18 protein-coding genes are annotated in these 17,646 nt (G+C 61.6%); 12 read left to right on the plus strand and 6 right to left on the minus strand.

Going from position 1 to position 17,646, the window contains the following annotated elements:
• The first annotated feature begins 6 nt into the window (after nucleotides 1-6).
• The 4 genes from hcp (at nucleotide 7) to DIE22_RS03055 (ending at nucleotide 3,717) form a co-directional block, all read left to right on the plus strand.
• Complete coding sequence (gene hcp / locus DIE22_RS03040) at nucleotides 7-1,674, plus strand: hydroxylamine reductase (protein WP_124604492.1); 1,668 nt, start codon at nucleotides 7-9, stop codon at nucleotides 1,672-1,674.
• A 13-nt stretch (nucleotides 1,675-1,687) separates the two neighbouring features.
• A complete protein-coding gene (locus DIE22_RS03045; protein WP_124604493.1) occupies nucleotides 1,688-2,710 on the plus strand; it encodes a 2Fe-2S iron-sulfur cluster-binding protein in 1,023 nt (340 codons plus the stop codon).
• Between the two features lie 123 nt (nucleotides 2,711-2,833).
• Complete coding sequence (locus DIE22_RS03050; RefSeq protein ID WP_124604494.1) at nucleotides 2,834-3,235, plus strand: PPC domain-containing DNA-binding protein; 402 nt, start codon at nucleotides 2,834-2,836, stop codon at nucleotides 3,233-3,235.
• Nucleotides 3,236-3,312: 77 nt separating this feature from the next.
• On the plus strand, nucleotides 3,313-3,717 hold the full coding sequence (locus DIE22_RS03055) for a UDP-N-acetylglucosamine-peptide N-acetylglucosaminyltransferase (protein ID WP_124604495.1): 405 nt from the start codon (nucleotides 3,313-3,315) through the stop codon (nucleotides 3,715-3,717).
• Between the two features lie 195 nt (nucleotides 3,718-3,912).
• Here the strand turns inward: DIE22_RS03055 and DIE22_RS03060 are convergent, their stop codons facing one another.
• The 4 genes from DIE22_RS03060 to DIE22_RS03075 all read right to left on the minus strand — a co-directional run bounded on the left by DIE22_RS03060 (nucleotide 3,913) and on the right by DIE22_RS03075 (nucleotide 7,238).
• Entirely contained in the window at nucleotides 3,913-4,161 is a 249-nt protein-coding gene (locus tag DIE22_RS03060) for an adhesin (RefSeq protein WP_124497859.1), read from the minus strand.
• Between the two features lie 669 nt (nucleotides 4,162-4,830).
• Nucleotides 4,831-5,265 carry a universal stress protein gene (locus tag DIE22_RS03065; protein ID WP_124497858.1) on the minus strand — a complete coding sequence of 145 codons (435 nt, stop codon included), beginning with the start codon at nucleotides 5,263-5,265 and terminating at the stop codon, nucleotides 4,831-4,833.
• Between the two features lie 524 nt (nucleotides 5,266-5,789).
• Complete coding sequence (locus tag DIE22_RS03070) at nucleotides 5,790-6,398, minus strand: short chain dehydrogenase (RefSeq protein ID WP_124497857.1); 609 nt, start codon at nucleotides 6,396-6,398, stop codon at nucleotides 5,790-5,792.
• Nucleotides 6,399-6,527: 129 nt separating this feature from the next.
• Nucleotides 6,528-7,238, minus strand: coding sequence for a GntR family transcriptional regulator (locus DIE22_RS03075; RefSeq protein ID WP_124497856.1), 711 nt, complete (start codon nucleotides 7,236-7,238; stop codon nucleotides 6,528-6,530).
• Between the two features lie 344 nt (nucleotides 7,239-7,582).
• On the opposite strand from DIE22_RS03075, the gene DIE22_RS03080 reads away from it, so the two are divergent.
• The 8 genes from DIE22_RS03080 (at nucleotide 7,583) to DIE22_RS03115 (ending at nucleotide 16,016) form a co-directional block, all read left to right on the plus strand.
• The gene (locus DIE22_RS03080) at nucleotides 7,583-8,371 is read left to right on the plus strand and encodes an aldolase (protein WP_124604496.1); all 789 of its coding nucleotides are present in this window, start codon (nucleotides 7,583-7,585) and stop codon (nucleotides 8,369-8,371) included.
• A 32-nt stretch (nucleotides 8,372-8,403) separates the two neighbouring features.
• Nucleotides 8,404-9,735: an NAD(P)/FAD-dependent oxidoreductase gene (locus DIE22_RS03085; RefSeq protein WP_260426598.1), complete on the plus strand. Its 1,332-nt coding sequence runs from the start codon at nucleotides 8,404-8,406 to the stop codon at nucleotides 9,733-9,735.
• A 21-nt stretch (nucleotides 9,736-9,756) separates the two neighbouring features.
• Nucleotides 9,757-10,632: a dihydrodipicolinate synthase family protein gene (locus DIE22_RS03090; protein ID WP_124497854.1), complete on the plus strand. Its 876-nt coding sequence runs from the start codon at nucleotides 9,757-9,759 to the stop codon at nucleotides 10,630-10,632.
• An 80-nt stretch (nucleotides 10,633-10,712) separates the two neighbouring features.
• Entirely contained in the window at nucleotides 10,713-11,564 is an 852-nt protein-coding gene (locus tag DIE22_RS03095; protein ID WP_124497853.1) for a glycine betaine ABC transporter substrate-binding protein, read from the plus strand.
• A 98-nt stretch (nucleotides 11,565-11,662) separates the two neighbouring features.
• Nucleotides 11,663-12,757 (plus strand): glycine betaine/L-proline ABC transporter ATP-binding protein, encoded by a 1,095-nt coding sequence (locus tag DIE22_RS03100; RefSeq protein WP_260426599.1) that lies wholly within the window; start codon nucleotides 11,663-11,665, stop codon nucleotides 12,755-12,757.
• Nucleotides 12,758-12,780: 23 nt separating this feature from the next.
• On the plus strand, nucleotides 12,781-13,710 hold the full coding sequence (locus tag DIE22_RS03105; protein ID WP_260426600.1) for a proline/glycine betaine ABC transporter permease: 930 nt from the start codon (nucleotides 12,781-12,783) through the stop codon (nucleotides 13,708-13,710).
• Nucleotides 13,607-14,449, plus strand: coding sequence for a proline/glycine betaine ABC transporter permease (locus DIE22_RS03110; protein WP_124604498.1), 843 nt, complete (start codon nucleotides 13,607-13,609; stop codon nucleotides 14,447-14,449). The genes DIE22_RS03105 and DIE22_RS03110 overlap by 104 nt, the downstream gene beginning before the upstream one ends.
• Nucleotides 14,450-14,540: 91 nt before the next feature.
• Entirely contained in the window at nucleotides 14,541-16,016 is a 1,476-nt protein-coding gene (locus DIE22_RS03115) for an aldehyde dehydrogenase family protein (protein ID WP_124604499.1), read from the plus strand.
• 259 nt (nucleotides 16,017-16,275) lie between these two features.
• Here DIE22_RS03115 and DIE22_RS03120 read toward each other — a convergent pair whose 3' ends face one another.
• The gene (locus DIE22_RS03120; RefSeq protein ID WP_124497849.1) at nucleotides 16,276-16,899 is read right to left on the minus strand and encodes a TetR/AcrR family transcriptional regulator; all 624 of its coding nucleotides are present in this window, start codon (nucleotides 16,897-16,899) and stop codon (nucleotides 16,276-16,278) included.
• A gap of 97 nt (nucleotides 16,900-16,996) precedes the next feature.
• A complete protein-coding gene (locus DIE22_RS03125) occupies nucleotides 16,997-17,632 on the minus strand; it encodes a TetR/AcrR family transcriptional regulator (RefSeq protein ID WP_124604500.1) in 636 nt (211 codons plus the stop codon).
• Between the last annotated feature and the right edge of the window lie 14 nt (nucleotides 17,633-17,646).

Raw genomic sequence — 17,646 nt, forward strand, 5'->3', positions numbered from 1 at the left:
AACACCGTGTTTTGCTATCAATGCGAACAGACCGACCGGACCGGCGCACGGCCCGGCTGCGCGTCGGCGAAGGGCAACTGCGGCAAGGACGAGACGACGGCCGACCTGCAGGACCTGCTGATCCATGCGGTGAAGGGCATCGCGCAGTACGGCGCGATCGCGCGCACGATGGGCGTGCCCGACCGCGAAGCCGACCGGTTCGTGCTGTACGCGATGTTCACCACGCTGACCAACGTGAACTTCCATGCGGCGCGCTTCGTCGCGCTGCTGCGTGAGGCGGCGCAGACACGCGATCGCGTGAAGGCCGCGTGCGAAGCGCATGCACGCGCCGCGGGCACGGCCGTGCCGGTGCTGCAGGGGCCGGCCGCATGGCAGCCGGCCGACGATCTGGCCGGCTTGCTGAAGCAGGCGGCGACCGTCGGCATCGACGCGGGCCGCGACACGGTGGGCGCGGATATCGTCGGGCTGCGCGCGCTGGTGCTGTACGGGCTGAAGGGCGTGTGCGCGTATGCGCATCATGCGAAAGTGCTCGGCTACGAGCGCGACGACATCTACGAAGGCGTCGAGGCCGCACTCGCGTTTCTCGCAAGCGATCCCACCGGCGTCGACGCGCTGCTCGCGCAGGCGCTCGATCTCGGCCGGCTGAACCTGACGGTGATGGAACTGCTCGACAACGCGAACACAGGCCGCTTCGGCGTGCAACAGCCGACCGCCGTGCGCGTGTCGCCGGTGGCAGGCAAGGCGATCCTCGTGTCGGGTCACGATCTCGGCGATCTGCACGCGTTGCTCGAACAGACGGCGGGCACCGGCATCCAGGTCTACACGCACGGCGAGATGCTGCCGGCGCACGCGTATCCGGCGCTCAAGGCGTTCCCGCATCTGGCCGGCAACTACGGCGGCGCGTGGCAGGACCAGCAGAGCGACTTCGCGCATTTCCCCGGGCCGGTCCTGATGACGTCCAACTGCATCATCGAGCCGCTGCCGCAATACCGGCAGCGCATCTTCACGACGGGGCCGGTCGGCTGGCCGGGCGTGCGCCATCTCGAGCATCACGATTTCTCGACGCTGATCCGCGCCGCGCAGGCACTGCCCGGGTTCGCGGCCACCGCGCCGGAGGAGACGATCACCGTCGGGTTCGGCCGGCATGCGGTGCTGGGCGTAGCCGACAAGGTCATCGACGCGGTGAAGGCCGGACAGATCCGTCACTTCTTCCTGATCGGCGGCTGCGACGGCGCGGCGCCGGGGCGCAACTACTACACCGAGTTCGCGGAACAGGCGCCCGACGATACGGTCGTGATGACGCTCGGCTGCAACAAGTACCGCTTCAACCGGCACGCGTTCGGCGATATCGGCGGCATTCCGCGCCTGCTCGACGTCGGGCAGTGCAACGACAGCTATTCGGCGATCCGGATCGCGACCGCGCTCGCCGATGCGTTCGAATGCGGCGTGAACGACCTGCCGCTGTCGCTCGTCATCTCGTGGTTCGAACAGAAGGCGGCGGCCGTGCTGCTGACGCTGCTCGCGCTCGGCATTCGCAACATCCGGCTCGGACCGACGCTGCCGGCGTTCGTCACGCCGGGCGTGCTCGCGGTGCTGGTCGATCAGTTCGGGATCCAGCCGATCGGTGACGCCCGGACGGACCTGGCCGCGGCGCTCGCGCGCCAGGCTGCGTGAGCGGGATCGTGCGATGAGTTACCGGATCGAGATCACGACGCGCGACGGCGTGCCGTTCGGCTTCGACTGCGAGCCCGGCCAGGATCTGCTCGCGGCGGCCGCGCAAGCCGACATCACGCTGCCGTCGCAATGCCGGCGCGGCAGCTGCGGCGCATGCCAGGCGACCGTTGTCGACGGCCCGTACGAGATGCAGGCGCACAGCGCCGACGCGTTGCCGGCCGGCCAGCCCGGCGCGGTGCTGCTGTGCCGGACGACGCCGCTCGGCGATCTGCGGGTTGCCGCGCCGTACGACCGGACCAAGGTGCTGCTGCAGCCGGTGCCCGTGCGCACCGCGCGGATCGCCGTGCTCGATACGATCGCGCCCGACACGCTGCGCGTCGAGCTGCAGATCGAGCCCGACGACGCGTTCGGCGCGGCGGCGGAGTTCGAGGCCGGCCAGTTCGCGGAACTGGAGGTGCCGGGCAGCGGCTTGCGCCGGCCGTATTCGCTCGCGAACACGAGCAACTGGGACGGCCGTCTGGAATTCCTGATCCGGCTGCGGGCGGGCGGCTGGTTCTCGACCTATCTGCGCGAGCGCGCGCAGCCCGGCGATCCGCTGACCGTGCGCGTGCCGATGGGCGGGTTCGGCCTGTTCGCGGACAGCCTGCGGCCGCGCTGGTTCGTCGCGGGTGGCACGGGGCTCGCGCCGATCCTGTCGATGCTGCGGCGCATGGCCGAGTATCAGGAGATGGACGACGCGCGGCTGTTCTTCGGCGTCAATGAGGAAAGCGAACTGTTCATGCTCGACGAGCTGGAGCGGTTGCGGGCCGAGTTGCCGCAGCTGCGGGTCGATCTGTGCGTGTGGCGACCGGGCATCGAATGGGCCGGGTTCCGCGGGACGCCGGTCGATGCGTTGCGCGCGGCGCTTGCGCAGGCGGACGTGCTGCCGGATGTCTACGTATGCGGGCCGCCGCCGCTCGTCGAAGGTGCGCGGGAAGTCGCCGTTGCGGCCGGCATGCCGGATGCGCAGTTCGCGAGCGAGCGGTTCACCGTGTAAGGCGGGCGTCGCGCGTGGCGGTGACGCACGCGCGACGTTCCATCCGGCAGGCGGCCGCTTGCCGGATTGCCTGGTCGAACGTACTCTTGGTCGGAACCCAGGCCCACCAGCAGGTTTTCGACCATGCAAGCCCATCCTTTGCGCCTTTCTCCCGGTGACGATCTGCGCGCTGCCATCGAGCAGGCGTTGCGTCGGCTCGGCGCGCACGCGGCATTCGTGATCCAGGGGATCGGCAGCCTGAACGTCGCGCAATTGCGCTTTGCCGGCGTCGACGCACCGACCGAACTGCGCGGCGACCTCGAGATCCTGACGCTGGCCGGTTCGGTCTCGCCGGACGGCGCGCACCTGCACATGTCGGTGTCCGACGCACAGGGCCGTGTGTCGGGTGGACACGTCGCGAGCGGCTGCGTGGTGCGGACGACCGCCGAGATCCTGCTCGTGCTGTTGCCCGCGCATCGCTTCTCCCGTGAACCCGATGCGGGCACCGGGTTCAATGAATCGACGATCCGGCACGAGGGGGCATGAATGGCGAACGCCCGGTGCCGGTTGTGTCCGGACGTCGGTGAAAGCCGATTCGACACGACGATTCGATGCGTCGCCGAATGTCGAGCGAGGTGACTGTGAACGCTCAGTGCAGGATGCTTGTGACGGCGGCGCGAACCCTGGTCGATCGAACCTGGACGAACGATCCGGTGCCGTACGACGCGCTGCTTGGGGAAGCCCGGGCGTTGCTCGAAAGGGCGCTCGACGACAATCCCGACGAGGTCGCCGTGTTGACCTGCCTGGGGGCGGTGCTGTGCGGCCTTCGACTGCATGCCGAAGCGCGCGAGTACCTGGTGGAGGCGATCCACCTGGGATCGACGGACAGAAACACGTATTTCAACCCGTTTGTCGCGATGCTCGAGCGTTCGAGCATGAACGAAGCGCGGGCCGTATTGAAGCGTGGTGCGGCGTTCACGGCCGATCCCCTCACATGGGAAGCCTATTTCGATCCGCATGCGATGTAGGCGGCGGAGCGGGGCGATCGCGGTTCATTGCATCGAGGATCGCGAACCGACGTTCGACGTTGCCGGTAGCTGCGCCCGCGCAGCTACGTCAGTCGAAGCATCGATCGGGAAAATGACGGCAAACACCGGAAACCGGCGCGGCGTCGACTCGGGCGGCATGACGTACCGGCAACCTGCACCGCATGCCGAACCGCGTCAGTGCTTCGCCATCGCGACATCCTGATTGCCGCGCCCACTTACCAGGCAGCCGGACATGAAGGCCTCGCTCTGGCTGCTGGCGGCCGCGTTGCCGAAGCCCCGGCTGAGCGCGTCGTATTTCACCTGCTCGGCGCCCTGCGAGCACGCCGTCGGGCTGGCGTCGCGGCCTTGCGCGTGCAGCAGCGCGCGGTCGCCGATCAGGTAGGCCAGCAATGCGAAAAAAGCAATGTGTACGGCGCGTCTCATGATTCGTCTCCTCGTCGCTCGAGCGTAACGCGGACACGTTCGGCGAAGCACTTGGGGCTTCCCCCGGTAAACGTCTGTTGAAAGACCGGCTGGCCGGGCTGATCGCATCCTTTTTTAACTGCGCGAGCAGGGAAAAAGGGTGGCAGTCGGCCGGACCGGCGGGCGATTGACGCGAGTTTGACGAATGTCAGTGTGCGGGCAGGGCGAGACGGTCGCGCTACCGGTCAAAGCGATAGCATGAATGCATGTTTAACGGAGCGCGATGTGCTGCAAGCGATGGACGCACCGGTTCCGGGTGAAGCAGGCTCGTATCGAACATCCCTGTCGAAATAGTGAGGAATCCAAATGCTCAACGTCTCTTCCGTCCTGATCAGCATGGCGCCGTTGTGGGTAATTCTGCTGGGCGCGTCTTCGTTGGCGACCTATCTCGTCTTCGTGCGCAAGGCCATCAAGTAACCATGTCGGCGCCGTGCGAAGGCGCACGTGTGGCGCATCGCGGCGTTCGTGCATGGCACACGACGGCTTGGCGTCGTGCAGGACGCATCGTTGCGTCGCCCCAAATGAAACGACCCGCCGAAGCGGGTCCATGACGACCTGGTCGCGCTGCGCGCATCGAGGTCTGCGGCGCGGTGCCGCCACCGCGACGGCGATGTGGCGGCGTTCAGCCGTTTAATGCACCGCCGTCACCGGCACATTCGAGATCCGCACGAGCCGGTCCATCACGCTGCGACGGAACATCGACAGCAGCGCGTGAAACGGATCGTGCCGCGGCGCGACGACGACGATTTCGTCGCAGCCGGTCTCGGCCGCGACGGCCGCGATCGTGTCGGCCACCGGCCCGACCTTCTTCACGATGCTGTATCGGACACCGGCCTCCCGCAACACCCGCTCGGCCATCGCCAGATCGTCGCACGCGAACTTGTCCTCGATCGAGCGCAGCCGCGACAGCGGGTGAAATGCCTCGAGCCGCGTCGCTTCGAGCGGCGCCTGTACGTTGATCAGCACGATCTCCGACGCGCACCGTTCGCGATACAGGAAGGTCGCGTGGCGGACCGCCTGCAGCGAGCGGGGCGAATGACCGACAGGAACCAGCAGCTTGAGCATGGACGATGCCCCGGAGTCGAGATGTTTCCAGCGTAGCGCGCCGCCGGAACGCCCGACCTAAAGAGATCGCGCGGCCGCATAAAAATGTCGTCAACGTAGGCCGTTGCGTGGCGCGCCTACTAGAAATATAAGAAATTTCAAGTTTATGCGCATAAACGTTTTCATCATCCGGTCGGCCAGTCGGCTATGGGCGTACAACAAGGTCTGCGGGAACGTAAGGCCTGCCGTTCGAATGCAACAAAGTCTGCGGCAACGGGATAAAACATGCTGCGTCGCGGCAATATTTGTGGACTAGGCGCTCTGCAAATCCAGACGTCCCCCCGCTACCATCGTCACGGGACAAAAGGCAAAAGTCTCACGGAGATTGCCGCTGAGTACTCACACTAGGATAGTTATGAAAACGGCTTGAGTTCGATGTCCCGAATGGATCTGCCGATCTACAACTTGTCCCGTGGGCGGACGCCGGGCGGCAGCAACAGAATTCGACCGCAGGGGCCGTGCAACCGACATGTCCATCGCGCAAATTAGCAGTAGCCGACTCGATAAACGCGTCCCGTCTCCGGGCCCTCAACGCTACGCACGTACGCAAGTCCAACGCGGGCTGAACTGACGGGCTCGAAACCGGGGAAGGCTGCGCTGAACAGTTCAACCGACTCTTCGAGCATGGTCGGGCTGACCAGATTGATCCGCATCCCGCGCTTTAGGTCGACGGCCGCACCTCGTACAAAACCCTCCAGTGCGAGGTTGACACACGAGGCGTTCGATCCATCGCGAACCGGCTCGTGAGCCGAGATACCGCTCGTCAGCGTGAACGACCCACCGTCGTTCAACCATGACTGGCCAACGAGCACGGTATTGACCTGGCCCATGAGCTTGTCGTGAAGGCCGATCAAGAAATTTTCGGACGTCATCTGTTCAAAGGGCCCGAAATGCACGGCACCCATCGATACGATGAGATGATCGACCTTGCCGATCGACTCAAAGAGACGCTGAATGTCCTTCGGATCGGTGACGTTCACCCGCCTGTCGCCTCTCGTTGCCCCGACTTCGATAATCTCATGCCGAGGCCGTAGCGCAGCGACCGCGGCTTTTCCGATAGTTCCTGTCGCGCCTATTACGACGATCTTGCTCATTTCAAACTCATAAATTAGTAACGCTAAAGAATATAAACGCCGCCTGTTAACGATGGTGCAATCATTATCGGCTGAACGGTAGCGGGTGGGCTGTGCTCGACGCTTGCTCCATTGCGCCAATGATGCGCGTCAGCCCGCACTCATCTGTTCGCGGCGTTCCGAGATGATCTTCTCGTAATCGATCTCAAGGCTCTGCTTGTTTATGTGCTCTGTCCATACGCGTTCGAGCTCGGCCAGGTCGCCTTTCTCGACTGCGTCATAAACCTCACGGTGCTCATCAACTGTCTTGCGCAGGTCAGCCATGCCGGTCGTCAATCCAAGAATGATGACCAACTGTCGTGCGGTACCTTCCCAGAGATGTCGGACCGCCTCATTGCCAGCGATGTCCACAATTTCCCTGTGAAAGGCGACGTCCGCCAGTGCGAGCTCATAGTAGTCCTGGCGCGTCACCATCAACTCGATGACGTCAATGCGATGTCGAAGGCGCTTTAGAAACTCCGGTGACTTTTGTTTTCCCCCTTCGACCATCCGGCGCAGCGCAACCAGTTCAAGCGCAATGCGTGCTTCGAGTAGATCCCTGACTCGTTCCCGCGTAACAGGTGTCAGCCGGATGCCTTTGTTGGGAATGCTGCTTACGATGCCCTGCATCTCAAGCATCCGTAGCGCTTCCCGCACGGGTACGCGACTCACCCCGAGCTTTTCGGCGATCTGGGACTCGATAATTCGATCACCCGGCAAGATCAGCCCTCGCGCTGCCCCGGCAACTATCGCGTCTACAGCCGCATCAACCATCGTGCGAGCCCGCACAGGCTCCCAGACCGGGGTTGCTCGATTATTCATCGCTTCTCTCTCATTGCCACTTGGCACCGACTCCGACGCGGATCAGCATAGTCCAGATTCTCACGATTGTATACATGGATGCAATCGTGCAATGCGGGCGGCTGTTAAGCATGTGCTTGCAACACGCGCCTCTTCTACGTGGACTCCGGTGTTTACCCGTGAACCGCGCGTTAACCACTACGGTGATTTTTCGCCCGCCGCTTGACACGTGTATTCTGTCACGATTGTATACACGTATGCATTGTTGATTGAATGCAGCAGGAAGCCGGGTGATGCAAGCGCCCCGGCGCATTGCAACAAGGGTCTCTTTGACCTTTAACAGCCAGCGAAGCGAGGAAACGGCTATGGCAGTCGAACTTGTTGTGAAAAATGAAGGTGCGTCCACCGCGAACATCAGCGTCGATACAGCGGAAATCTGGCAGGCGCGAGTCGATCTTGCCGCGGCACTGCAGATCAGCGGTTTTCACGGATATGGCGAGGGAATCGACAATCACTTTTCCGCAGTGGTGCCGGGCCGTTCGGACCTCTTTCTGATCAACCCCTACGGATTCGCGTTTCGGGAAGTGACGGCGTCGTCGATCGCGGTATGCGACTTCAATGGCCACGTCTTTGCGGGGGCAGCGCGTCCGGAGGCGACGGCTTTCTGGATTCACGCGCGCATTCACATGCTGCGCCCTGACATCAAGGCGTTGTTCCACACGCACATGCCGTACGCAACCAGCCTTTGCATGATCGATGCGGATCCGTTCGACTGGTCTTTGCAGACTTCGATGAAGTTCTACGACCGTATTGCAATCGACCGTGATTACAACGGCTTCGCCCTGAGCGAGGACGAGGGCGACCGGATCGCTAAAGCGATGGGGACGAAGGCGATCGCTTTCATGCAAAACCACGGCGTGACCGTTGGCGCGCCGACCATCGCGGAAGCCTGGGACGACCTCTACTACCTCGAACGGGCCGCCGAGACGCAGGTGAAAGCGATGAGCACCGGGCGCAAGACCGTACCGGTTGACTTGGACATCGTCCGGAAGGTTGCAGAGGCCGAACGTGCGTGCGCGCACGATACAGCGCGGCTTCACTTCGCAAGTGTGAAGAGATTCCTGGACAAGCAGAAATCAGACTACGCGAGTTGATATCAAGGGGATCAATCGTGGTTGCTCGAACATTGAACAAGCGCATCGCAGTCGAACCTCCGAAGCCGGAAGCAACGCCGTCGGGCTGGTACCTGACCTCCGGCCCAGACCTTCCCCTGAATGCGCAGAAGGGTGACGTCAGTTGTGACGTTCTGGTGATCGGCGCGGGCTGGATGGGCCTCCACGCTGCCCGTCGTTATGCTGAAATCCGGCCACAGGCGAAGGTGGTGCTCGTCGATGCGGGACGAATCGGGAACAATGCATCCGGCCGCTGTATGGGCTTTGCGATCAACCTTTCGCACAACCCGCGCAAGCGTGATTTCCTCGAGGACGAGCAGGGCAATCGGGACGAATTTCACGTCAATTCGGAAGGCACCGAGTATCTGAGAACAGCCGTCGAAGAACTCGGTGTTGACTGTGACTGGGACCCGCAAGGCAAATATCATGCAGCCGCCACAGAAAGTGGCGTCGCCGACCTTGTTGCCTTCGCGAAGGCGCTCGACAGCCTCAAAGAGCCGTACAGCTGGGTAAGCCGCGAGGAGATGCAGGCGCTTACCGGAAGCAAGCATTACATTCGTGCGATTCATCAGCCGGGCACCGTGCTCCTTCACCCGGCCAAATATCTCAAGAACATGACTCGCAAGCTGCCGGCAAACGTCACGGTGTATGAAAACACGCCGGTCACATCGGCTGTGTTTGGTCAGTCAAGCCATACATTCGAAACGCCGAATGGCACCATCAAGGCTCGGCAGGTGATCCTTTGTACTGCTGCTCATTTGCAGAACTTCGGCTTCTATCCGAACACGGCAATCCCTGTCTACACCTACGCGAGCATGACGCGGCCGCTCACGGCGAGTGAACTCGAGCAAGTGGGAAACCAGCGGACTTACGGACTGATTCCCGCGAATAGCTTCGGCACCACAGTACGCCGCACTTTCGACAATCGTCTCTTTTTGCGCAACGTCTACAACTATGCAGACCACTTCACCGCGACGCTGGACAAGGTGATGAGTGCGCGAGAGCAGCAGCAGGTTTCCTTCAGACGCCGCTGGCCTGAACTGTCAAAGATGGGCTTTGAGGCGAGCTGGGGAGGCATGTTCACCCTGTCGCAGAACGGGGGAATGGTGTGGGGCGAGCTCGCGCCGAATGTGTACGGAGCGGCCTATTGCAACGGCACGGGCGTCGCACGCGGGACCGCCTTCGGAAAGGCCGTAGCGGAGCTCGCTGCAGGCGAAAGCAGCCGGTCGATTGAAATCTTGAGAAGGAAGGCGCCGCCGCGTCGGGCATACCCCGAGTTCATCACCTCGACAGGCGTCAATGTCGTGACGGGATGGCGGTTCAGGAAAGCAGGCATCGAAGTTTAAATTCATCAAGTGAGGTCTTAAATGGCAAAGCTGCTGGCAGGTATCAATCTCGCAATGCAAACCCCGTTCAACGCGGACGGTTCGATCAACTTCAATAGCTTCGAAGCGCTCATCGACCAATACATCGACGCCGGCGTTCACGGACTCGTGCTCGGCGCAGGGACCGGTCAACACCCGTATCTCACCGAGGCCGAGTGCAACAAGCTGTACGAAGTCGGTGTCAAGCGTATCAACGGTCGTTGCAACATCATCTGCCAGACGTCGGCCCTGATCGTGGATGAAGTGATCCGTCGGTCGAAGCACGCTGAGGCCATTGGAGCAGACGCGATCATGGTGCTTCCGCCGTACTTCGAAGGCCCCGCTGATGATGACGGCCTGCTTGCGTTCTACGAGGACGTTGACTCTGCGATCAAGGTCGATATCGTTGGCTACAACATCCCGCAGTCGACCGGAATCTCGGTTTCGACCTCGCTACTCAAGCGTCTGGCTCAGCTGCCGAATTTCAAGTACATCAAGGATAGTGGCGGCGATCTGGTCACGCACCAGGAATACCTCCAGACCAACGTCAACGTTCTGAACGGTGCAGACCCGATCGCGCCGTATGCATTCATGGCTGGGGCCGTGGGCACCATCTGGGGCGCGGCCAACTTCATGCCGAAGGAAGCGGTGGCGCTGTACAACCTGGTTCAGGAACAGAAGATCACCGAAGCGCTGCAGCTCTGGAAGAAGATGCTGCCCTCCATCCTCTACGTCTGGCGCAACAACTACCTTCCTTCCGTCGTGCATGCGGCGCACCTGCGCGGCTTCGGTACAGGCAATGTGCGTCGCCCGCTGCGTAAGCTGAACGCCGAGGAAGAAAAGGCGCTGAAGGAGGCGCTCGCACCGCTGCTCGGTTGATCGGCGGCGATATCTTCTGACAGTCGGCCGCATTCGCCACCAAACCAAGGTCATTAACCCGCGTTACAGAAGGACAAATCATGCGCAAGCTATGGAATCTGTTATTCGCCGTCGCGTTGATGTTCAGTTTTACCGCATATGTGAATGCGGCCGAAACAAAGGAACTCAAGATCGGCACGCTCGGCTGGGAAGATGTTGGAACGATCTCCTTGATTGGCAAGCGCTTCCTCGAGAAGGAGGGCTATTCCGTCAAGGTTACGACGTTCGCTGACTGGGGCGTCGCATTCGCCGCACTCACACGCGGTGACGTGGACGTGATGATCTCCCATATCAACTACGTCACGGCGGACTACTGGGCGAAGAACAAGGATCGCCTGGAGAAGCTTGCTCCGGTATCGCACGGCAACATTCAGGGCATCGTGGTGCCCAACTATGTGAACATCAAGTCGATCGATCAGCTGAATTCGATCAAGGATCAGATGGGCGGGAAGATTATTGGCATTGAGCCGGGCTCCGGTGCCATGCGCGAAGCGCATCAGGCGGTGACCCAGTACGGTCTGCAGTACAACCTTGTCGACGGGAGCACCGCAGCGATGACCGCCGAGTTGCAGTCATCCGTCGAGCGCAAACAGCCGATCGCCGTGATCCTCTGGGACCCGTCGTGGCAGTTCAAGAAGTTTCCCGTGAAAATGCTCGAAGATCCGAAGCATGTTTTCGCACCGACGCAGACCTACTACTGGATCGCCAAAAAGGGCTTCGCTGCAGCCAACCCTCATGCCCGTGAAGTCCTGGCGAGTATGTTCGTGCCGATCGAAGACGTCGGAACGATGACTGTCCGGATGAAAGACGGTTTGACCATGGATCAGGCTGTCAACGAATGGTGGCAGCAGCATCAGGTGCTGGTCAACAAGTGGTCCGTGATGTCGAAGTAAACGCAAGAGGAAGGGGCCGGCGGCCGGTTGATGTCCGAGAACTGCCTCCGGCAATTGGCACCCCACGAGAGCCTTTCACTTCGGATGGAAGTATGAACATGATGAACGACATTGCCCACGGGAAGCAGTCGGCGATCGTGGAGTGCCGCGGTGTATGGAAGATTTTCGGCAACGAAAGTCCGTCGGCCATGGAAGCCGCAAAGAGTGGTCGCTTCGGAAAGGACGAACTGCTTAAACGGCACGGTTGCATTGCCGCCGTTGCCGATGTGACATTCTCGGTGGCTGAAGGCGAGACATTTTGCATTATCGGTCTGTCCGGCAGTGGCAAGTCAACCCTTATCCGTCACTTCAACCGGCTCATCGACCCGACCAGTGGCGAGGTGATCGTACGGGGCAAGAACATCTGCAAGCTCCCATACCCGGAACTGCGCAAGCTGCGCTCTTCATGTATCGGTATGGTATTCCAGCAAGTGGCGTTACTGCCGTACCGCACCGTGCTCCAGAACGTGATGCTTCCGCTCGAAGTGCAGGGGTTGTCGGCGTCCGAATGTCGGCAGAAAAGTCAGGCGGCGCTCGCCACCGTCGGGCTCGGCAGCTGGGCAGATCGCTATCCGAGAGAGCTGTCGGGGGGCATGCAGCAACGCGTCGGCATCGCACGCGCGCTCGCGGCCAATCCGGAACTGTTGCTGATGGACGAGCCGTTCAGCGCGCTTGATCCACTGATCCGCAAGCAGCTCCAGATCGAATTCAAGCAGCTATCCACGAAGCTCAAGAAAACGACGATCTTCATCACGCACGATATAGAAGAGGCCATCCGCATCGGCGATCGCATTGCGATCATGCGCGAAGGAAAGATCGTTCAGATTGGTACGCCAGAAGAGATCGCGCTAAGCCCGGTGGATGACTACGTCACCAGTTTCATGGAAGGGAGCTCGCGCCTCAAGCTGGTCAAGGCAAACTCGGTAATGCAACCGCTCGCTGCGGGGCGGCAGCCGGCTGAATCGCAGGCGAGCGTGGATATCAACGCCGACCTGGAAGAGATGATCGACCTGTCGCTCGCGAAGGGTAGCGAGAGCCTGACAGTCACCCAGCATGGATGCGTGGTCGGTACGGTCAGCCGGGAGGCAATCCTGAAAGCCGTACGCGGCATCGATGTGCGAACCGAGCGCTCGGGCGCCCTTGCAACCAATTGATGGATGGTGATGCGATGGCAAGCATGACAGAAGTCTTTGATGGGGCTGTCGATAACAGCCTCGGGTGGCTGACCGATCACGCCACGAACGTTTTCAACGGCCTGAGTTACGTTCTCAACGCGGCGTTCAACGGTATCAATGGATCCCTGACGTTTGTGCCATGGTGGGTCGTGGCTCTGGTCGCGGCAGTTTGCGGTTGGCGATTCGTCGGTCGCACGTTTGCCATCACGGCATTGATCGGGTTGTGGCTATGTCAGGCAATGGGGTTGTGGGCTGAAACCATGAGCACGCTGACACTCGTGTTCAGTTCAACGCTGCTTGCACTCGCGTTCGCGATCCCTGCGGGCGTCCTGCTGGGTCTCACCTCACGGTCCATCAAGGGCGTTGAGGTCTTTCTCGACTTTCTCCAGACAATGCCGCCGTATATCTACCTGCTTCCGGGTATCGCCTTGCTGGGTTACGGTCCGGCAACCGCAATGTGGGCCACATGGATCGTCGCGATTCCACCTGCAATGCGTCTTACGGCACATGGCGTACGTATGACGCCGATCCAGTACAGGGAACTGGGAACGGCTGTGGGTATGAACGTATTCGATCACCTTTTCAAGATTCGTGTGCCATTCGCGCGCCCGTCGATCTTCGCAGGAATCAACCAGAGTCTGATGCTGAGCTTCGGTATGGTGGTCATCGCAGGCATCGCCGGTTCGGGCGGGCTGGGCCAGGCAATTTACGATGCGGTTCGCAAACTGGAAATCGACCATGCGGTGAACGCAGGGATCGCAATCGTTGTTGTCACCATCGTACTGGACCGTTTTTCGCAACGGCTCGGTCAGCGATACGGAGCGCGTGATGGAGTCACTGCACGTTTCACCCGGGGCGGTCGTCGCGCCCGTCCTGTCATACCTGAACGTTCACCATCACGACGCGTTCGTCGCGGTGGCCGCGTTCTTTAACAGCCTGATTTCAGCCATCGTTCACGTGCTTACGCTGGCGCCGCCTTCCGCGATCATCGGGGCACTTGCGGTGATCGCACTGATTGTCGCCGGCTGGCGGGGCGGCTTGCTCTGCGCGGCCGGCCTCGCGCTCTGTCTGGGGCTGGGAATGTGGGCGGCGACTGTCGAGACGCTCGCGGTGATCGCACTGGCGGTCGTGTTTTCCGTGGTGACGGGCGTACCCGTCGGCGTTCTCCTTTCCAGAAGCGAAAAGCTCAGGATTGCCGCTCGTCCCGTGCTGGATGTCATGCAGACGCTCCCGCCCTGGGTATACCTGGTGCCGGCGGTGATTCTGTTTGGACTTGGGGTTGTTCCCGCGTTGCTGTCCACGATCATCTACGGGATTCCGCCGATGGTCCGGCTTACCATTCTGGCAATGAGTCAGATTCCCGAGAGCCGTGTGGAACTGGGTCATGCCATGGGCGCAAGCAAGCGTTCGATCTTCTGGAAAATCGAATTGCCGTCAGCTATGCCGACGCTGCTGGTGGGCGTGAACCAGTGTGTCCTTTTCTCACTGGGCATGGTTGTTCTGGCGGGACTTGTCGGCGCAGGCGGGCTCGGCGCTGAAGTGACCCGTGGTCTTTCACGGATGGAGTTCGGACTTGGCATGCGCGCCAGTATCGCAATCGTGCTGCTCGCGATCGTGCTGGATCGCGTTTTCCGAGGTGCGTTCCCGAAAAGATTCCTGACACTGGCGTAATCGGCGGCTGCGCGTATCACTGAGTCATACGTACCGGTTCATGAGAGCACCATTCCGGCCTACGCTTTTCTCTCTTTAATCTCGTAAAGCTATGCAAACCAAACTTTATATCGATGGTCAATGGGTCTCACCGGCACTCGGCGGAGAACTGGACGTCGTTAATCCGGCGACCGGCAAGGTGTTTCACAAGGTTGCCGCGGGAACCGCACAGGACATCGATCGAGCCGTCAGGGCCGCACGCCGCACATTTGATAGCGGCGCATGGTCGAAGTTGTCTGGCCGTGAGCGCGGGAGCTACCTTCAGAAATTCGCGGATGCGCTTCGTGCCCGGCAATCAGGAATGGCGGAGATTGAAGTTCGGGACAACGGCAAGCCGCGTCCCGAGGCGGAAATGGATCTCGGCGATTCGGCCGGTTGCTTCGAGTACTACGCGAAGCTCGCCGAGGAATTCGACGAGAAGAGAAGTCAGCCGATCAGCGTGTCGGACGCACGCTTCAAGACGAAGGTGGTGCGCGAACCCCTGGGCGTCGTCGGGGCCATCATTCCGTGGAACTATCCGCTGTTGATGGCGGCATGGAAGGTCGCGCCGGCTCTCGCGGCTGGCTGCACGGTTGTTCTCAAGCCGGCAGAAGCTACGCCGTTGTCGGCGCTGGAATTGGCGGCGATCGCGGCAGAAATCGGGCTTCCGGCGGGTGTGCTGAATGTCGTTACCGGCTTCGGAGCGGACGCCGGTCAACCGCTTGTTGATCATCCGCTTGTCGACAAGCTTGCTTTCACCGGTTCCGGAGCGGTTGGGTCCAAAATCATGGCGGCTGCCGCCAAGGACATCAAACGGGTCACGCTGGAGCTCGGGGGTAAGTCTCCGTTCATCGTCTTCGACGATAGCGATTTGGACAAGGCTGTCGAATGGGTCATGTTCGGAATTTTCTGGAATCAGGGGCAGGTTTGCTCCGCGACTTCCCGCGTGCTGGTGCAAGAGGCTTTGTACCCGCGATTCCTCGAGCGACTGGTCGAACAGGCGAAGAAGATCACCATCGGAGATGGTATGAAAGAGGGTGTGCTTCTCGGCCCGTTGGTGTCCGCGATCCAGCTCGAACGTGTGAGCGCCGCGGTTGAGAAGGCTCGCAGCGACGGTGCCCGCGTACTGACTGGCGGCGGCCGGCCAGCAGGACTCGACGATGGTTACTTCTTCGAACCCACGGTTCTCGTCGACGTGCCACTCGATAGCAGCGCATGGACGGAAGAGATTTTCGGACCGGTCGTGTGCGTGCGCCCGTTCAATACGGAGGAAGACGCCATCAGACTGGCCAACGATAGCCGGTTTGGGCTTGCTGCGGCGGTCATGACCAAGGACACAGCCCGCGCGGAGCGCGTGGCCGATGCGTTGCGCGCGGGCATTGTGTGGATCAACTGCTCGCAACCGGGTTTCCCCGAGGCACCGTGGGGCGGTTACAAGCAGTCGGGCATTGGACGCGAACTCGGGCCGTGGGGGCTGGAAAACTACCTTGAAACGAAGCAGGTTACTGCATACGGCGCGGAAGAGCCTTGGGGCTGGTACATCAAGTAATCGTGTACGTCACCGGGGGACGCCTGGGCCGCTGACTACTCATTCGAGTAGCGCGGCCCTCGCCTTAAGGCAGTCCTGTCAATTGAAAGAACAGAACCCCGGTGCGCAACGTACCGAGTGACAACGTCTGGTTGCCACTCTTGCGCTGACCAACAGCAGAACCGCGTCGCCCCACGGGTTGGGTCGGAGCGCGGGAGATCGTGAGCCGTATGTGAACCGCTTGGGTTTTCTGGACAGAGCCGAGTGTTGGTGTTCGGCGTCAGCGTGCGCTGTCTTCTGTCTGAGGTGGGCCATATGCCGCCATGAATACGGCGACCGCGCGAGCGACGACCTCGGAAATCCTGGCATGGCCGATCTCGACCGCGACGCCCAGCAGACAAAATTCCACGCATTCGGCCTCGTAGAGGGCATGAAGGTGGGCGGCGGCAATCTCGGGCTTGGCGCGCTTGAGCGTACCGGCTTCCATCGCTGCGTCGAGCGCGTTTGTCAACATGGTCCACCCGATCTTGGGTCCGCGTTGGTAAAACGCGCGCCCCAAGTCGGAGCGATCACCTTCGCCGATCGCGAGGCGTCTGATCGAGAGCGCGGAGGGGCGCAGGATCGCGTTCAGGTAGTGCTCGCCGAACACGGTCAGCTTGTCGGCGATGGGGCCGGACGAATTCAGTTGCGCGAATGCCGCGCGGATCTCGTCCGCGGCCGTGCCGCTCATGATCTCCGCGAACATCTCCTCCTTCGATCTGAAGTAGTTGTACAGCGTCGCCTTGGACGAGCCCGAACGCGCGGCAATGTCCGACATCGAGGCCTGGTGGAAGCCGACCTCCTTGAATGTCTGGAACGCAGCGTCGATGATCGCCTGCCGCTTTTCTTCAGTCTTCTTGCGCATGCATGCTTCCTGAACCTGCGCCGCACCAGTGCGGCAAAACGAGAGTGTATGTCATCGGATGCGCACGGAGGGCGACCACCAATGGCGCGTGCGCGTGTCAGGCGGTTTCGATCGCCTCGTTGGGGGCGGCTATCCCGGCAAAGAAGAGCTGCAGGCATTGCCGGATGTCGACGCGTGTATCGTGCGCCAGCTTGCTTGCGTGGTCCGACAGCATTCCGACTCCGACCACGTGCAGGCAGCGCGCCGCGGCCACCGGCGCAATGCCCCGGCGCAGTTGCCCCCGTTCTCTCGCGATGACCATCACCCGGCACAGATCGGTCAGCGCGTTGACCTGCATGCGCATCGTCGGCTCAATCACGGCCGTCGGCCACGTCGGGCAACCCGCTTCGCGCAGCATCAGTGTGAGCACCGGCCATTGCGTCGGGTCTTGCAGGCAGCGCGTCATCTGCGTGTGCAACTGGGCTTGCAAGTGCCGCAGCGGCTGGGCGTGCGCCGGATAGGCCGACAGCGCGTCGCCGATGGCGAGCGGCCAGTGCACGCTGTCCACGATCGCCGCCACCAATGCGGGCTTGCCGGAGAAATGCCCGTATACGGCTCCGCGCGTGACGCCGGCGCGAGCCGCCACTTCCTCCAGCGTCGCGTGACGCACGCCGCGCTCGCAGAACACTTCGATGGCAGCCTTGATCACGCGAGCGCGCGTCTGCGCGGCACCGGCTTTTGTTTGTCTTGCCACCCATGCTCCTGTCC

It is taken from the genome of Burkholderia sp. Bp9142, assembly GCF_003853415.1.
Lineage (GTDB): Bacteria > Pseudomonadota > Gammaproteobacteria > Burkholderiales > Burkholderiaceae > Burkholderia.

Bases quoted from the DNA above. Each gene is read 5' to 3' on its own strand.
- DIE22_RS03115 (WP_124604499.1), top strand. From the start codon at position 14,541: ATGCAAACCAAACTTTATATCGATGGTCAATGGGTCTCACCGGCACTC.
- DIE22_RS03110 (WP_124604498.1), top strand. From the start codon at position 13,607: ATGGAGTCACTGCACGTTTCACCCGGGGCGGTCGTCGCGCCCGTCCTG.
- DIE22_RS03120 (WP_124497849.1), bottom strand. From the start codon at position 16,899: ATGCGCAAGAAGACTGAAGAAAAGCGGCAGGCGATCATCGACGCTGCG.
- DIE22_RS03070 (WP_124497857.1), bottom strand. From the start codon at position 6,398: ATGAGCAAGATCGTCGTAATAGGCGCGACAGGAACTATCGGAAAAGCC.
- DIE22_RS03065 (WP_124497858.1), bottom strand. From the start codon at position 5,265: ATGCTCAAGCTGCTGGTTCCTGTCGGTCATTCGCCCCGCTCGCTGCAG.
- DIE22_RS03060 (WP_124497859.1), bottom strand. From the start codon at position 4,161: ATGAGACGCGCCGTACACATTGCTTTTTTCGCATTGCTGGCCTACCTG.
- DIE22_RS03075 (WP_124497856.1), bottom strand. From the start codon at position 7,238: ATGAATAATCGAGCAACCCCGGTCTGGGAGCCTGTGCGGGCTCGCACG.
- DIE22_RS03055 (WP_124604495.1), top strand. From the start codon at position 3,313: ATGTCGAGCGAGGTGACTGTGAACGCTCAGTGCAGGATGCTTGTGACG.
- DIE22_RS03100 (WP_260426599.1), top strand. From the start codon at position 11,663: ATGATGAACGACATTGCCCACGGGAAGCAGTCGGCGATCGTGGAGTGC.
- DIE22_RS03080 (WP_124604496.1), top strand. From the start codon at position 7,583: ATGGCAGTCGAACTTGTTGTGAAAAATGAAGGTGCGTCCACCGCGAAC.
- DIE22_RS03090 (WP_124497854.1), top strand. From the start codon at position 9,757: ATGGCAAAGCTGCTGGCAGGTATCAATCTCGCAATGCAAACCCCGTTC.
- DIE22_RS03050 (WP_124604494.1), top strand. From the start codon at position 2,834: ATGCAAGCCCATCCTTTGCGCCTTTCTCCCGGTGACGATCTGCGCGCT.
- DIE22_RS03105 (WP_260426600.1), top strand. From the start codon at position 12,781: ATGACAGAAGTCTTTGATGGGGCTGTCGATAACAGCCTCGGGTGGCTG.
- DIE22_RS03095 (WP_124497853.1), top strand. From the start codon at position 10,713: ATGCGCAAGCTATGGAATCTGTTATTCGCCGTCGCGTTGATGTTCAGT.
- DIE22_RS03045 (WP_124604493.1), top strand. From the start codon at position 1,688: ATGAGTTACCGGATCGAGATCACGACGCGCGACGGCGTGCCGTTCGGC.